Genomic DNA, 840 nt, shown 5'->3' with positions numbered 1-840 from the left:
ATCTGTGTCTCCTCCAATTATGTTGACACGAATCAAAAGTCATGAGTTACCACTCTCGAACCAGACCAACCTGGGTCACAGAGGCCACGTGATTGCCGCCCACCGAAGAGCCGGCCCATACAGAACGCCCTGCCTTCCGAGGCGCTGGGCGACACCTGCTCGAGGAGCAGCCACTCATCAATGCGGAAGGGCGATGAAACCATAGACAATGATCGAGGGTGAACGTCTTAATATCGCGATGGGGCTTGATTTCGTGGGGCGTAAAGGCGCTCATCAACAATGTCAGACCAGCGACACATGTGGCGATGGCACTGTGGACCGCTTGGGGAGCGTCGAAGGGTGCCGATGTCCGCACCCATTGGCGCGACAGCGTACCCCGGCCGGTTGTCGTGAGAGGTCCGCGCACATGCGAATCCGGGTACCAGTCGACTTCCAGAGAAGACCATCGTCGATAGAATTCCGGCCAGTCCTCGGGAAATGGACGCAGGCCCGCGCCAGCCGACGGAGGACCGTCGACAGCCTCGGCAGCCAGTTGATGCTCCGGTCCATTGCCTGGGACGTGGAACGCGGCCAGCAGGGAAAGCAGCTGTCGACCCTGCTGCTCGGCTATGACCCGCCGGTTGGACAGCGAGCCGGAGCCGCGCAACCGCTCGACGTGAAATTCAATCGGCGGCCCGATTAGCCCCGTGGAGAGGAAGTGGGTCTGAACAGAGTGCGGGACACGTTTTTCCTCGACGGTCTTGGCCGCTGCCAATAGCGCTTGACCCGCCGCCTGTCCGCCGAAGACCCGAGGCATACCGATGTCGGGCGTGATCCCTACGTAGGAATCGCTTGCGACGA

The 840-nt window shown here is 61.1% G+C and carries 1 protein-coding gene; it reads right to left on the bottom strand.

All coding sequences use genetic code 11. The features are described 5' to 3' along the window. Positions 1-46: 46 nt before the first annotated feature. On the bottom strand, positions 47-840 hold a 794-nt coding region (locus A5692_RS28545; protein WP_082962946.1), incomplete at its 5' end, for an acyl-CoA thioesterase II.

Source organism: Mycobacterium sp. E342, assembly GCF_001667665.1.
Taxonomy (GTDB): Bacteria; Actinomycetota; Actinomycetes; order Mycobacteriales; family Mycobacteriaceae; genus Mycobacterium.
The sequence above is the reverse complement of the archived record's forward strand: the minus strand, read 5'-3'. Positions and strand labels throughout refer to the sequence as shown.